The 14743-nt window shown below is 37.7% G+C and carries 13 protein-coding genes; 3 read left to right on the top strand and 10 right to left on the bottom strand.

The window, feature by feature from the left end; all coding sequences use genetic code 11:
• Positions 1–15: 15 nt before the first annotated feature.
• The 6 genes from MLOOGBEN_RS23745 to MLOOGBEN_RS23720 are packed head-to-tail and all read right to left on the bottom strand — an operon-like array spanning position 16 to position 6468.
• Positions 16–1227 carry a CaiB/BaiF CoA transferase family protein gene (locus MLOOGBEN_RS23745; protein ID WP_179160763.1) on the bottom strand — a complete coding sequence of 404 codons (1212 nt, stop codon included), beginning with the start codon at positions 1225–1227 and terminating at the stop codon, positions 16–18.
• Positions 1228–1244: 17 nt separating this feature from the next.
• The gene (locus tag MLOOGBEN_RS23740) at positions 1245–2027 is read right to left on the bottom strand and encodes an enoyl-CoA hydratase/isomerase family protein (protein ID WP_179160762.1); all 783 of its coding nucleotides are present in this window, start codon (positions 2025–2027) and stop codon (positions 1245–1247) included.
• Positions 2028–2042: 15 nt separating this feature from the next.
• On the bottom strand, positions 2043–3329 hold the full coding sequence (locus MLOOGBEN_RS23735) for a dihydrolipoamide acetyltransferase family protein (protein ID WP_179160761.1): 1287 nt from the start codon (positions 3327–3329) through the stop codon (positions 2043–2045).
• A gap of 3 nt (positions 3330–3332) precedes the next feature.
• Positions 3333–4310, bottom strand: a complete 978-nt coding sequence (locus tag MLOOGBEN_RS23730; protein WP_179160760.1) for an alpha-ketoacid dehydrogenase subunit beta — start codon at positions 4308–4310, stop codon at positions 3333–3335.
• 12 nt (positions 4311–4322) lie between these two features.
• The gene (locus MLOOGBEN_RS23725) at positions 4323–5300 is read right to left on the bottom strand and encodes a thiamine pyrophosphate-dependent dehydrogenase E1 component subunit alpha (protein ID WP_256989258.1); all 978 of its coding nucleotides are present in this window, start codon (positions 5298–5300) and stop codon (positions 4323–4325) included.
• A gap of 22 nt (positions 5301–5322) precedes the next feature.
• Positions 5323–6468 (bottom strand): acyl-CoA dehydrogenase family protein, encoded by a 1146-nt coding sequence (locus tag MLOOGBEN_RS23720; protein ID WP_179160758.1) that lies wholly within the window; start codon positions 6466–6468, stop codon positions 5323–5325.
• Between the two features lie 182 nt (positions 6469–6650).
• Between MLOOGBEN_RS23720 and lpdA the strand changes: the two genes are divergently transcribed.
• Both lpdA and MLOOGBEN_RS23710 read left to right on the top strand, forming a co-directional pair.
• Positions 6651–8039, top strand: a complete 1389-nt coding sequence (gene lpdA, locus MLOOGBEN_RS23715; RefSeq protein ID WP_179160757.1) for a dihydrolipoyl dehydrogenase — start codon at positions 6651–6653, stop codon at positions 8037–8039.
• A gap of 97 nt (positions 8040–8136) precedes the next feature.
• Entirely contained in the window at positions 8137–8715 is a 579-nt protein-coding gene (locus tag MLOOGBEN_RS23710; protein WP_179160756.1) for a TetR/AcrR family transcriptional regulator, read from the top strand.
• 87 nt (positions 8716–8802) lie between these two features.
• Here the strand turns inward: MLOOGBEN_RS23710 and MLOOGBEN_RS23705 are convergent, their stop codons facing one another.
• The gene (locus MLOOGBEN_RS23705) at positions 8803–9051 is read right to left on the bottom strand and encodes a hypothetical protein (protein ID WP_179160755.1); all 249 of its coding nucleotides are present in this window, start codon (positions 9049–9051) and stop codon (positions 8803–8805) included.
• A gap of 142 nt (positions 9052–9193) precedes the next feature.
• Here MLOOGBEN_RS23705 and MLOOGBEN_RS23700 point away from each other — a divergent pair, with 142 nt between their 5' ends.
• A complete protein-coding gene (locus tag MLOOGBEN_RS23700) occupies positions 9194–10561 on the top strand; it encodes an aldehyde dehydrogenase (protein WP_179160754.1) in 1368 nt (455 codons plus the stop codon).
• A gap of 66 nt (positions 10562–10627) precedes the next feature.
• Here MLOOGBEN_RS23700 and MLOOGBEN_RS23695 read toward each other — a convergent pair whose 3' ends face one another.
• Genes MLOOGBEN_RS23695 through pruA form a run of 3 tightly spaced genes read right to left on the bottom strand, consistent with a single transcriptional unit; the run spans position 10628 to position 14720 of the window.
• Positions 10628–11902 (bottom strand): Glu/Leu/Phe/Val family dehydrogenase, encoded by a 1275-nt coding sequence (locus MLOOGBEN_RS23695; RefSeq protein WP_179160854.1) that lies wholly within the window; start codon positions 11900–11902, stop codon positions 10628–10630.
• 58 nt (positions 11903–11960) lie between these two features.
• Positions 11961–13163: an ornithine--oxo-acid transaminase gene (locus tag MLOOGBEN_RS23690; RefSeq protein WP_179160753.1), complete on the bottom strand. Its 1203-nt coding sequence runs from the start codon at positions 13161–13163 to the stop codon at positions 11961–11963.
• 12 nt (positions 13164–13175) lie between these two features.
• Positions 13176–14720, bottom strand: a complete 1545-nt coding sequence (gene pruA / locus MLOOGBEN_RS23685; protein ID WP_179160752.1) for an L-glutamate gamma-semialdehyde dehydrogenase — start codon at positions 14718–14720, stop codon at positions 13176–13178.
• Between the last annotated feature and the right edge of the window lie 23 nt (positions 14721–14743).

Genomic DNA, 14743 nt, shown 5'->3' with positions numbered 1-14743 from the left:
TCCTAAAGCTTAAGATTAAATAATAATACCTTTACGAACTAATTCTGCTATTTCCTTTTCTGAGAAATTATGTTCCTTAAGGACTATTTCTGTATGAGACCCTTGTTTTGGCGGTGAGAAATATTTTTTTGTACTATTCTCATTATTGGACCTTTGTAAACCATACTTTATTGGCAATCGCATTTTCGGAAAAGTACCTGGTCCTTTATCATCCAAAGAAATATATTCCACCAGATTTCGATTTTGAAAGTGAAGATCATTTAAAGCTTCCTCTGTATTTAATACAGGGGTTACACAACAATCAACCTTGTCAAACAAAGAAATCCAATTTGTCAGTGTTTTTGTTTTTATTTTGTTTTTAAGCTCAACATAATTAGCATTTTCATCATTTGCACTAGAAAAGGCTTCATACCTTAATTCTGGCATTTCCAAAGTATTGCAAATTTGTTCCCAAAATTTATCCTCCACTGCACCAAAAGATAAGTAACGATTGTCTGCAGTTTCATATATATGGTAACAAAGGACTCCGCCACTCAATAGCTCTGATCCTTTTTTGCTTATTCTTCCAGTAGCCAGATAATCAATGTAAGGGTTCAGCATCCAACTGGAAATGACGTCATACATAGAAACATCTATGTATTGTCCTTCTCCTGTCATTTGCCTGTGATATAGAGAAGATACAATTCCCAGTATGGCAGACATTCCTGAACCTAAATCTGCAAATTGAGTTCCCGGTATGGCTGGTGAAGAGCTTTCCTGATTTCCATTGACATCAAGAAATCCAGATAAACTAAGAAAATTGATGTCATGACCAGCCATTTTTGACCTTTCCCCTTGTTGGCCAAATGCAGAAATAGAACAATAAATAATATCTGGTTTTATCTCTTTAATTGTAGAATAATCGATCCCTAATTTCCCAACCGTCCCAGGACGGAATCCTTCAATGATAATATCCGCCTTTTCGACCAATCGAAAAAATATTTCCTTTCCTTCTTTTGTTTTCAAATCAAGTGCTACACTTTTTTTATTGTAATTAGTAGTGAAAAAATAACTGCTGAATTCTGGAGCGTTTTTAAGTGAGGGGCCTATTTCACGCAGATAATCACCCGCGCCTGTATCCTCAATTTTAATAACCTCGGCCCCAAGTTCGGCAAAGTATTGTGTCGCATATGCTCCTGGTAACAATCGTGTTAAATCAAGTATTTTAATACCTTCAAATGAAATCACAGTTTTATCCCTTCTTTTTATCTGCCATTGAATTGTGGTTTTCTTTTCTCCAGGAATGCCTGCATACCCTCTTTTTGGTCTTCAGAGCTAAAAAGAAGTGCAAATTCCTGAAGTACATATTGAATTCCTTTATCAAAATCCATTTCAGATGCAACATTGACAGATCTTTTTATAGCTGCCAAAGATAATGGACTTTTTTCAGCTAGTTCATTTGCAAAAGCTAATGCTTCATTGAATGCTTCACCATTCTCTACTATTCGGTTTGATAACCCCCATTCATGTGCTGTCTCTGCATCAATTAATTTTCCTGTCATAAGGATTTCTTTTGCTCTAGCTCTCCCAAGCCACCGTGTCAGCCTAATCGTTGCTCCAGCACCTGGAATGACACCAATATTTACCTCTGCTAAACCGAATTTTGCCGTTCTATCAGTAATAACAAAATCACAAGCAAGGGTTAACTCAGTCCCACCAGCAGGAGCATATCCGTGTACCGCTGCAATCACTGGTTTTCCTATTGATTCAATTTTCTTAAACATTGATATCCATTCTTGTGTTTTTTCTCTTACTGCTAATGATGTATCATTTGACATTTCATCAATGTCTGCGCCAGCACTAAAAGCTTTTTCCCCTGCACCTCTAAAAATAATGGCTCTAACTTCGGGATCGTTTTCTGCATCTTCAAGTGCAGCAGTTATTTCTCTAATCATCCCCATATTCATGGCATTATTTAACTTTGGGCGATTTAACGTAATAATGCCTGATTTCTCAATCTTATCGTATAAAATATATTCATAATCCATATTGTTCTTCTCCTTTTAGCGCATTAACAAAAGTGTAGGCGAATTAATAATTCTTTTTATCGACTTAATAAATAATCCTGCGGCTTCACCATCAATCATTTGATGATCAACAGTTAAACTATAAGGGCAACACCGGCCAACCACAACTTCATCCTTATCATTAACAATAGGCTGTTTCGTGACCGCACCTATCCCCAAAATTCCAAGCTCTTTTCTGTTTAAGATCGGCGTCCCAAATTCCCCGCCATAACTTCCTACGTTCGTAAGTGTAAATGTACTTCCAGATAAATCCTCCGTTGTTAATTTGTGATTTCTTGCATTTTCGGCGATCTCTAATAATTCTTTGTGGATGAGAAGTAAACTTTTTTTGTTTGCATCTTTAATAGAAGGAACCAGTAAGCCTTTCTCTGTAGAAACTGCCACTCCAATGTTTATGTTGTTCCAAATAATAAACTCATCATTCTCAACGGTACCATTCAAGTGTCTGTGTTCCTCTAAGGCTAGTGCAGCAACTTTAATAAAAATAGCTGCCCACGATGGTTTTAGTGATTCCGCTAGTAGGTCCTCTTTCATCTGCTGGAAGTATGGCCACATTTTATCAAGTGAAATAGATCCCATTAATGTCATTTGAGCTGATTGCTGAAGACTTTCTGACATATTACGCGCAATTGCTTTTCGAATAGGGGGTAATTTTTCCCTTAAATAAATAGTCCTTTCATGCGGTGCATTTTCTATTTCTGGAATGGATTCAGCAATATTAACTTTTTTGTTTTTACTTGCTTCAAATACATCCCTTGATATAATAGCTCCATTCGGCCCTGTTCCGGAAACCGTTTCAAGTTTAATACCTAGTTCGCGTGCAATTCTTTTTGCAGCTGGCGATCCTATGATTCTATTAGATTTTTCAGGTTTAACATGAATAATTTGAGAAGTCATTTTTTTCCTTCTAGCAGCAGGAGATAAATGTTCATTAGGAGTATGAGCCGTTACTACTTCAGGATTTTTGATTTCTATAGGTTGTTCGCTAACAGGGGGTAATTCTTTTTTATTGTTTTGCTCTTCTATAACATTCTCAGCAATAATGTATCCAATAGTATCCGTCATATTTGCTGTTTCACCTGGTTGCAACATTATTTTTAACATCCCTGAAGCGGGGGATAGGATATCAGTATTTACTTTTTCTGTCTCTACCGTGGCAATTATTTCATTCTTTTCGATAAACGCCCCTTCTTCTTTCTCCCAAGCTGTTAATACAACTTCGCCATCTTCTACACCGATTTTTGGAATTGTAATCTCAATCATGATTTATTCTCCCTTCATCACTTGCTCCACAGCGGAAATTAGCTTCGCTTCAGATGGTAAAATAAAATCTTCTCCGCGGCCAACTGGAAGAGGGACAAATTTTGATGTTACTCGTTTGATAGGAGCATCTAAATAATATAGAGCATGTTCTGAAATGAGTGCAGCAATTTCAGAACCGAATCCAAATGGAGCAGGGGCTTCGTGAACAATCACTAGTCTGGATGTCTTTTTCAAAGATTGAATAATCATCTCTGAGTCAAGCGGCATCACTGTACGCGGGTCGATGATTTCAATATCAATCCCTTTTCCTTCAAGTTTTACTGCTGCCTTTTTTGCCAAATGAACCATTGATCCTAGGGCAACAACCGTTACATCCGAACCTTCTTTAACAATCTTTCCCTTTCCGATTGGAACAAGGAATTCTTCATCTGGGATTTCTTCCTTTAGGCTCATTAGTGATTTTTGCTCGAGAAAAATGACAGGATCGGGATCACGAATTGCACTTTTTAATAGCCCTTTTACATCATAGGCGTTAGAAGGGTAAACAACTTTTAGACCAGGTACGTGACCGAACATACTTTCAAGTGACTGGGAATGATGCATTCCTGTTCTGAATCCACCTCCTGCGAGTGTTCGAACCACTAGTGGAATATTCACTTGACCTCCGTACATATATCTCATTTTGGCAGCATGGTTCATAAGTTGATCCATGGCTAGATAGATGAAATCCATAAACATAATTTCAATAACTGGACGAAGACCTACTGCCGCTGCCCCGACGCCTAAACCAGCTATTGCCTCTTCACTAACAGGTGTATCCTTAACACGTCGTTCTCCATATTTCTCCAATAGCCCTCTTGTAAGACCAAAGGATCCTCCCGTGTCAGCTACATCTTCACCAATAATAAACACCTTTTCGTCTCTACCCATTTCTTCATCTAAAGCCTGGGTTATAGCCCATCTATAATTTATTTTTGTCATTTTCATTCTCCCTTAAAATAATGAATCATCAGCATAAACATTTCTTAACAAAAATTCTTCAACAGGGAATGGGCTTGCTTTTGCAAATGCAATTGCCTCATTTATTTTTAGTTTTATATCATTTTTTCCTTTTTCCAAATCCTCTTTTGTTGTTATTTTTGCGGAAAGGATTTCTTCTTCTATCTTTTTAAGTGGATCACGTTTTATCCAACTTTCAATTTCTTCTTTTGTTCGATAAACCTGAGGGTCACCTTCATAATGGCCACGCCATCGATACGTCTTAAATTCTATTAAGCTAGGCCCTTCTCCCTTTCTAGCTTGACCAATTGCTAATTCAAGATGGCTATGTACAGCTTCAACATCATAGCCGTCGACCGTATATCCAGGTATTCCATAGGCTTCAGCCTTTTTACCAATTTCTTGCTGCTTCATCCCCTTTGAAATCGGACTTAATTCCGCATACAAATTGTTTTCACAAATAAACACGATTGGAAGATTCCAAGTAGCTGCAAAATTTAAACTTTCATGAAATGCCCCTTGTGGCACAGATCCATCTCCAAAGCTGCAAATCGTAATATTATTTGAGCTTTCATAGTATTGCTTAAATGCTGTCCCAAGAGATATTGGCATCCCAGCACCTAAAATGCCTGTTGAACCAATTAGACCTTTAGAAAAATCAGCAAGATGAGCTTCTCCACCAACACCGCCGCATAATCCATCTTTTCTTCCCATTATTTCTGCTAATAGTTTTCCAGGATCGACCCCTCTAGCTAAGAAATAGGACTTTGATCGATGATAAGGAATGATATAATCTTTTTCAGTGAGTAAGGTGCATAGTACAGAACCTACAAGTTCTTGACCAACTCCTGAGTGGAGCCATCCATCTATTTCGCCTTTACTAAACAAATCAATCGTGGCTTCTTCAAAAGTTCTTGTTAAAAAGGCATTATTATATATCTCGAGCAACCGCTCTTTTGATAACGTTTTCATTTTAATCAAGAGTTTCCCACCTTTAACATCCCATTTTTCTGGCAATAAAAAGCTTTTGAACCTCGCTTGTACCTTCTCCAATTTCCATCATCTTAACATCTGCATAAAAACGCGAAATTGGATATTCAAGAGTAAAGCCATATCCACCATGAATTTGAAAAGATTCATCTACTACTTCTACCGCAACCTTACTAGCAAATAGCTTTGCCATTGAAGCCATCTCTTCTACGTTACTTTGCTTTTGGTCTCGGGCACATGCTGCCATGTAAGTTAATGACCTAGCTGCATTGACCTTTGTTTTCATTTCAGCTAATTTAAATTGAATTGCTTGGAGTTTGGAAATAGGCATTCCGAATTGCACACGTGTTTTAGCATGATCTAATGCCATATTTAAGGCTCCCTCAGCCATTCCAACACTACAAGCGGCAAAAGCAAGACGACCAACATCCATTCCAGTAAGCACGTGACGAAGTCCTTTTCCCTCCTCACCGAGCATGTTTTCTAATGGAATTTCACAATTTTCAAAGAATATCTCCCTTGTATCACCATGTTTCCAACCTATTTTCTCAATTTGTTTTCCAACAATTAAACCTTTAGAATTTCTTGGAACGATAAATGTACTAAACTTCTTTCTGCCATTTTCTTCACCGGTAGCGGCTAATACAATCATTCCATCACTAAGTTTTGTACCTGAGTTTGAGATAAAGGTTTTTGATCCATTTAGAATCCATTTATCACCTTGTATTTTTGCAGTCGTTGATGCGGAAGCAAGATCCGAACCTGCTCCTGGTTCAGTCATTGCTATGGATCCAATAACCTGTCCTGAGGTTAGTCGAGGCAGCCATTCAGATTTCTGTTTTTCGCTGGCAAAACGAGAATAGACTTCAATTACTAAATTTTGAACTTGTAAGATAAGTGGAATAGTTGAATCATATTTTGCCATTTCTTCGAGAGCTAGAACATATGATACTGTGCTAACTTTGTTACCGCCATATTCTTCTGGTGCAAAGAAACCAGCAAATCCCATATCAATTAACTGTTTTAGGATTTCATAGGGAAACTCACCTTTTTTAAAAAGTTCTCCGACCTGAGGAGCAATTACTTCCCTGCCAAATTCATCTGCCGTTTGTTTAATCAGTTTTTCTTCCATTGAAAATTCAAAATTCAATTTATTCCCTCCTAATTAAATTAATTAAATATTTTCAAAATTCATATTACAACATCTTTCAATTTTTGTCTATGAATTTATTTTTTGAACGCCTGTTGATTTTTTTGAAAATTCAGTGTTACAATTTAGATAATATACTGGTGAATAATGGTTACATTTTCTAATAGAAAGGTAGATGGGTTATGAGTGAGAAAAATCTTGATACGGTTATAATTGGGTCTGGACCTGGAGGCTATGTAGCAGCTATTAGAGCTGCGCAGCTTGGACAGCATGTAACAATTATTGAGAAAGACAAATTAGGTGGGACATGCCTAAATTCCGGTTGTATTCCATCAAAGTCATTGATTACAATTGCAAAGAAATGGGCTGACTACAAAAAGCATCAACAAATTTTTAATAGTCTAGACGATTCAAACAAGATTAATATAGAAGAGCTTCAAAAATATAAAAACAAAACCATTACGAAACTTCAAAGAGGAATCTCACATCTCCTTGAAAAAAACAGGATTAACATCATAAATGGTGAGGCAATGTTTACTAGCGATTCCTCCTTATCAGTCAATGAAAATGGTGTTACATCGACTTATACTTTTAATCATTGCATTATTGCCACTGGATCTGAACCTAGGGAGCTACCGAACTTCCCTTGGGGGAATAAAATTCTTTCCTCCTCGCATGTACTAAATTTACATTCTCTCCCAGAGGAAATTGTAATACTTGGTGGTGGATATATTGGCATTGAACTTGGTTGTGCTTATGCTAATTTAGGTGTAAAGGTTACAATCATCGAGGAACAGGAGGATATCCTCCTGTTAGCAGACTCAGATATTAGAAAAGTATTGAAACAACAGTTAAAGAAAAAGAATATTAAACTATTAACAAGTGCAATTGCAACGGAATATCTGGAGGAAGGACAAAAGGTAACAATCAAAGTGCAAACCAAGGATAGTACCTTACAGATAAATGCAGATTATCTGATAGTTTCAGCTGGAAGAATTCCTTGCACATATTCACTTGGACTCCATAATACTAATATTGATTTAACTGAGAATGGTTTTATTGATGTGAATCCTTCCATGAAAACCAGTATACCTTCCATCTTTGCTATTGGGGATGTTGTAAAGGGTCCAGCTCTTGCACATAAAGCTTCCTATGAAGGAAAATTAGCTGCAGAAGTAATTAGTGGTCATCATTATTCAGTTGACTATAAAGCAATCCCTCTAATTATCTTTTCAGACCCTGAAATTGCATTGACTGGACAAACTGAAAGCAATGACACCACACAAGAATATACCTTCCCAATGGGAGCAAATGGTCGTGCCCTAACTTTAAATCAACCAGAAGGCTTCATTAAAATGTTTTGCCATAATGAAACTAGACAAATAAAAGGGGCCGCTATTATTGCGCCAAACGCATCAGAAATTATTTCTGAAATAACGGTTGCAATTGAAGCAGGCTGGACTGTGGATGACTTATCTTTGGTCATCCATCCTCATCCAACTATTAGCGAAGCGATTATGGAAGCATCCGAACTTGCAGCTGGTTTGCCCATTCATGTCCCTAGTATGTAGGAGGATAATTGATGATAATAATCGGTTGGAGGCTAGTGGTAAATTATTACTTTTATGATTCATCGAATCAAATTCAGAAAATATTAGGTATTTCACTATGAAGAAACTTATATTAGAAGAATCAATTAGTTTATTTAACAAATTGGGTTATCAGTCTACCTCTGTTGAGAAGATTGTATCCTCACTAGGGGTCACAAAGGGAACTTTCTATTATTATTACAAATCAAAATACGAATTACTCTTTGTTATTCATCAAATTCATATTGACCAATTACTAAAAAAACAAATAGAAATTTTGAATAATTCTCTACTTACACAAAAGGAGAAATTGAAGTCTATTATCGAATTACTAATATACAATACTCCTGATGAGCAAAGTCTTCAAAATATAGTTTATAGAGAAATGAGGCACCTAAAAGTACAAGATTTAGAATTGATCAAGGAGAAAAGAGAGGAATTTGCAGCTAATATTAGAATGATTGTTGAAAATGGCATAAGAGTAAATGAATTTAGGGAGAATACCCATTCCTTATTCGCAACTTTTTTGTTACTTGGAATGTGCAATTGGACCTACAACTGGTTGGGACCAGAGAGTACCGTAAAAGAAAAAGATATAATTAATTCATACTACGAGATTATAACAATAGGAATTAGTGATAGTTCAATCCCTATTTAATAATTTGACTATTTTTTTGGGGCAACTCAATAAAAAATCAAACTCCCGCCTTTTGCTAACAAGGAGGGAGTTTGATTTTTAGAATTTCTAACCTATTTTTTCTTCATTATCTGGAGTTAATAGCACTCTTTTATTAGATGGGATTAGGGTAAGGTTGGATCTTTTTAACAAATAGTTTAAATGATCCAGCGGCATTGACCCATGCCCCTTACCATCTTCAAGTGTAAATTGAATCGTAATCCCATTGTTTGTAGTTACGGTTAATGAATCTGCAGAGTTAAAATTCCCCTTAATACTTTGAGAAATTTGATATTTCATTCCTGTTTCAATAGACATTTGCTATCTCCTTCGCTGGTATTTAGACATAGTATTCTCAGTTTGTTTTTATTCATACAAAAATATTCCATTTAGGTTCATTCAAATCTGGTTATTAAAATAAAATGTGATAGAATATCATTATCTTTGAGGAGGTGGGAATATGGAAGGTTTTAGTCATTTATTGAAAGCACAGCGGGATTTCTTTCTATCTGGAAAACCAAAAGATGTATCATTCCGAATTGACGCATTAACTTCATTAGGTAACATGATTCGCTCACATGAAACAGAAATAATGGCAGCACTTAAAAAGGACTTGAATAAGAGTGACTTTGACTCTTATATTAGCGAATTGGGAATTTTGCTAGAAGAAATTCGCTTTACTCTCAAACATATTAGAGAATGGACTCAGCCTAAAAAAGTTAAAACAGCCCTAACTCAAATGGGATCTAAAGGCTATATTTATTCCGATCCTTTTGGGGTGGCATTGATAATATCTCCTTGGAATTATCCTTTACAATTAGCCATTGCACCTCTTATTGGTGCCATAGCAGCTGGGAATTGTGCTGTCCTAAAACCATCTGAACTAACACCAGAAACGTCAAAACTTATGGCTGAACTTATAAATAAAACGTTTCCTGAAGAATATGTCGCTGTCGTCCAAGGTGACGCCGATACCACTCAGACCTTAATAAAAGAAAAATTCGATTATATCTTCTTTACGGGAAGTGTTTCTGTCGGAAAGGTCATTATGGAAGCGGCCGCAAAACACTTAACTCCTGTTACACTTGAACTAGGAGGAAAAAGTCCGTGCATCGTTCATCATGATGCGAATCTTAAATTAGCAGCAAAACGGATTGCCTGGGGCAAGTTTATCAATGCTGGTCAGACGTGTGTCGCACCTGATTATTTATATGTTCACAAAGAAATTAAGGAAGAATTTATAAAAACCTTTAAACAAACTATTAATGAGCTATATGAAGATATCGTTAATAATGGTGAATTTACGAGAATCGTCAGTGAACGTCATTTCAAACGGGTAACTGGATTACTTTCGAGCGGAGAAATTCTCCATGGCGGCAATTATTCTATCGACACTCTTACCATTGAGCCGACAGTTCTTGGCGGTGTCACTTGGGATGACACTGTGATGCAGGAGGAAATTTTTGGACCTGTCCTCCCTATTCTTGAATACGATAATGAAGCAGCAATGATTCATAAAATTAATGAACATCCTAAACCGCTAGCTCTTTATATTTTCTCTGAAAGCAAAGACTTCCAAGGAACCATTTTAGATTCTATCTCGTTTGGCGGCGGCTGTATAAACGATACCGTCATGCATCTTAGTTCTCCATACCTTCCTTTTGGCGGTGTTGGTGAAAGTGGAATTGGCGCCTACCATGGCAGAGGCAGCTTCGATGTCTTCTCCCACCAAAAGAGTATCTTAAAACAAACAACTACCTTTGATTTACCATTTAGATATCCAAATCGTAAGGACGCACTAAAACAAATCAAACGTTTTATTAAATAATTACGCTTAAAAGCCTTGCAGATTACATTCTGCAAGGCTTTTGTAGAGTATCTTTATAGTTTTATATTAAACCCAGCCTCTGAATTGGGATGCTTCTGCTACTCTCATAATCCCAATCATATATGCTGCTAAACGCATATCAACTTGATGAGTCTGAGACTGTTGATAAATTGTGTCAAAAGAACTAACCATTACCTTCTCAAGCTTTTCCATGACCTCTTCTTCAGACCAATAGTAACCCTGATTGTTTTGTACCCATTCAAAATAAGAAACCGTAACCCCGCCTGCACTTGCAAGAATATCCGGAACAAGAAGAACTCCGCGCTCTGTTAAAATCTTAGTTGCTTCAAGAGTGGTCGGTCCATTTGCCGCTTCAACTACAATACTCGCTTTAATGTTCGCAGCATTCTCTTCAGTGATTTGGTTCGAAATCGCAGCAGGTACAAGAATGTCACATTCTAACTCTAGTAATTCCTTGTTGCTGATTGTTTCCGTAAATAGCTGTGAGAATGTACCGAAACTATCTCTTCTATCAAGTAAATAATTGATATCAAGTCCGTCTGGATCGTAAACTCCGCCGTATACATCGGAAACAGCGACAACCTTTGCACCAGCGTCATGCATAAATTTAGCTAAGTAGCTGCCTGCGTTTCCAAAACCTTGGATGACCACTCGAGCCCCGATTAACTCTTTTCCTTTTTTCTTAACCGCTTCGTTTATGCACATAGTCACACCACGGGCAGTTGCGGTTTCTCGTCCATGAGAACCACCTAATACAAGAGGTTTACCAGTAATAAATCCTGGTGAGTCAAACTCACGGAGACGACTATATTCGTCCATCATCCATGCCATAATTTGTGAGTTGGTATAAACATCCGGTGCAGGAATATCTTTTGTTGGTCCAACAATCTGACTAATCGCACGAACATAACCTCGGCTTAATCTCTCAAGCTCTCTGAAAGACATCTTTCTTGGGTCACAAATGATACCGCCTTTACCGCCGCCATATGGAAGGTTCGTAATCCCACACTTTAAACTCATCCAAATCGATAAGGCTTTTACCTCCGCTTCATCCACATCAGGATGAAAGCGAACGCCGCCCTTTGTAGGTCCAACCGCATCATTATGCTGTGAACGATATCCGGTAAATACTTTTACCGTACCATCATCCATTCGCACCGGAATTCGGACGGTTAATAAACGAATCGGTTCTTTTAATAATTCATACATTTCGCTATTGTAGCCTAACTTCGTTAATGCTTCTTGTATGACGGTTTGCGTAGAGTAGAATAAGTTTAATGATTCTTTTTCCTTTTGCTGCTCTTTTGACATTTCATTCATCACAGTCTTAACAGACATGCCTGACACCTCTTAGTTTAGTAATATGGAAATAAAATTCTTAAGCTAAAACCTTTGCGATTTTCTCTACTGCCCAATCAATTTCTTCCTTTGTAATGATAAGCGGTGGCGCGAAGCGAATAACGGTATCATGTGTTTCTTTACATAATAAGCCCTCTTCTTTTAATTGCTCGCAGAAAGGTCTTGCTTCTTCTGTCAGCTCCACACCAATAAATAAACCTCTGCCTCTTATTTCTTTAATCATAGGATTATTGATCGTTTTTAATTGGTCTAGGAAGTAGTTACCTAATTCAAGTGAACGTTCTGCAAGTTTTTCTTCCTCGATTACTTCTAATGCTGCAAGTGATACTGCACAAGCGAGGGGATTTCCTCCGAAAGTAGAACCATGTGAACCTGGATTAAATACTCCCAATATATCAGCATTGGCAACAACACAAGAAATCGGGAATACTCCGCCACCAAGTGCTTTTCCTAAAATTAACATGTCAGGGTTAACTTCTTCCCAATCTGTCGCAAACATTTTTCCTGTACGCGCTAAGCCGACTTGAATTTCATCTGCAATAAATAATACATTGTTTTCTTTACATAATTCAGACGCTGCTTTTAAGAATCCATCCGGAGGTAAAATGATTCCTGCTTCACCTTGAATCGGCTCAATTAAGAATGCTGCCGTATTAGTTGTGATAGCTGCTTTTAATGCTTCAAGATCTCCATAAGGAATTAGATTTATTCCAGGAAGCATCGGTCCAAAACCGCGCTTATATTCAGGATCTGAAGATAATGAAACAGCACCCATTGTCCGTCCATGGAAGTTGCCTGTACAAGCAATAATTTCAGCTTGATTCTCAGCTATTCCTTTTACATCATAGCACCAGCGGCGTGCAGCTTTAATGGCTGTTTCTACTGCTTCCGCACCAGTATTCATTGGAAGTGCCATTTCTTTGTTCGTTAATTTACAAATTTTTTCATACCAAGGACCAAGCTGGTCATTATGGAATGCGCGTGACGTTAATGTTACTTTATCAGCTTGGTCTTTTAATGCTTGAATGATTTTTGGATGACGGTGTCCTTGGTTTACCGCAGAATAGGCACTTAGCATATCCATATAGCGGTTTCCTTCTGGACTTTCAACCCAAACTCCCTCCGCCTTAGAAACTACGATTGGTAGTGGATGATAGTTATTAGCACCAAATTTTTGTGTTTGCTCAATAATTTCTGTTGTTTTATTTAAAGTCGTATTCATTCTGTTTCCTCCTTATAGCGTTTCAGATGTTGTTTTAGCTTGCATGTGAAGAAGTAAATAATCAGGTCCTCCAGCTTTTGAATCGGTTCCTGACATATTGAATCCGCCAAATGGCTGGTACCCAACAATAGCTCCTGTACATGTACGGTTGAAATAAAGATTTCCTACATGGAATTCCTCACGGGCACGTTCAATATGCTCACGGTTATTAGAAATTAAGGCACCTGTTAGACCGTAGTCTGTGTTATTAGCAATTTTCATCATATGGTCGAAATCACGAGCTTTCGAGAAACCAACAACTGGTCCAAAAATCTCCTCTTGCATGATTCGAGAATTTTCATCTAAATCTGCGACAATCGTTGGTTGAATATAGTAACCCTTGGAGTCATCGCCTTCTCCGCCAGTCATTAATTTGCCTTCTTGTTTACCGACTTCGATATAATTCATGATTTTCTTAAATGATTTTTCATCAATCACTGGACCCATATAATTAGATAGGTCTTCTGGGTTACCAAGTGTAAGTGTTTTTGTTAACGCAACAGCTTTTTCAAGTACTTCGTCATAAACATCTTGATGAACAACCGCTCGGGAGCCTGCTGAACATTTTTGACCAGAGAATCCAAAAGCGGAGTAAACAATACTAGCTGCTGCTAATTCTAAGTCAGCCTCTTTATCGACAACAACCGTGTCTTTACCGCCCATTTCAGCAATCACGCGTTTAATCCAAATTTGCCCTGGATTAACTTTTGCAGCTCGTTCATTGATTCGGCAGCCTACCTCACGGGAACCAGTGAAGGAAACGAAACGCGTTTTTGGATGATCCACTAGATAATCTCCAATTTGAGCTCCGCTGCCAGGTACAAAGTTTAATACTCCATTTGGCAATCCAGCCTCATGCATAAGCTCTACAAATTTTGCAGCTACAATTGGTGTTGAGTTTGCAGGCTTGAGAAGAACTGTGTTTCCAGAAACAATAGCTGCAACGGTTGTTCCAGCCATAATTGCCAATGGGAAGTTAAATGGTGAAATAATGATCCCCACGCCTAGTGGAATGTAGTGATATTGATTGTATTCACCATCACGGCTTTGAACAGGAAAACCTTCTTTAACACGCAGCATTTGACGACCGTAATACTCGATAAAATCAATCGCTTCAGCTGTATCTGCATCCGCTTCCTTCCATGGCTTTCCAGCTTCTTTTACAAGATAAGCTGAAAATTCATGTTTACGGCGACGTAACATAGCTGCAGCACGGAATAGGATGTTGGCACGGTGTTCAGGCTTCCACTTTTTCCAAGATTCGAATGCAGCTAATGCCGTTTGCATTGCCTTTTCCGCAAGTTCTTGGTCTGCCATGGAAACACTGCCGATGACTTCTTCTTTATTTGCTGGATTAATTGATTGAATTTTTTTATCAGTTGTAATAGACTCTCCGCCAATCACAACTGGATATTCCTTTCCTAGCTGAGATTGAACGTATGAAAGAGCTTGTTGAAATGCTTGTTTATTTGTTTCATCTGCAAAATTAGTAAATGGTTCATGCGTATACGGTTTCATTCATTTTTCCCCCTTGATGTTTG

It is taken from the genome of Bacillus sp. EB106-08-02-XG196 (assembly GCF_013396335.1).
Classification (GTDB): domain Bacteria; phylum Bacillota; class Bacilli; order Bacillales; family Cytobacillaceae; genus Neobacillus.
The sequence above is the reverse complement of the archived record's forward strand: the minus strand, read 5'-3'. Positions and strand labels throughout refer to the sequence as shown.